Annotated in this window: 1 rRNA gene; it reads left to right on the top strand. The window is 58.2% G+C overall.

The annotated features are described in order from the left end of the window. Positions 1 to 419: ribosomal RNA gene (locus BRO54_RS18970) — 23S ribosomal RNA — on the top strand; the annotation flags it as partial.

The raw sequence follows: 419 nt of genomic DNA, 5'->3' as shown, positions 1-419 counted from the left end.
TGTCCTCTTGGGGTTGTAGGACCGCTCACTGTGGGAGTGAGAAAGGAACGGGGTAGACGAACCGGTCTGGAACGGCCGGCCGGAGAAGGTGAGAGCCCTGTAGTCGAAACTTCGTTCCCTCCCGAGCGGATCCTGAGTACGGCGGGACACGGGAAATCCCGTCGGAAGCAGGGAGGACCATCTCCCAAGGCTAAATACTCCCTAGTGACCGATAGTGCACCAGTACCGTGAGGGAAAGGTGAAAAGCACCCCGGGAGGGGAGTGAAAGAGAACCTGAAACCGTGTGCCTACAAGTAGTCAGAGCCCGTTGATGGGTGATGGCGTGCCTTTTGTAGAATGAACCGGCGAGTGACGATGGCGTGCGAGGTTAAGCCGAAGAGGCGGAGCCGCAGCGAAAGCGAGTCTGAATAGGGCGTGAA

Origin of the sequence: Geobacillus proteiniphilus, from assembly GCF_001908025.1 — a bacterium.
GTDB lineage: Bacteria > Bacillota > Bacilli > Bacillales > Anoxybacillaceae > Geobacillus > Geobacillus proteiniphilus.
The sequence above is the reverse complement of the archived record's forward strand: the minus strand, read 5'-3'. Positions and strand labels throughout refer to the sequence as shown.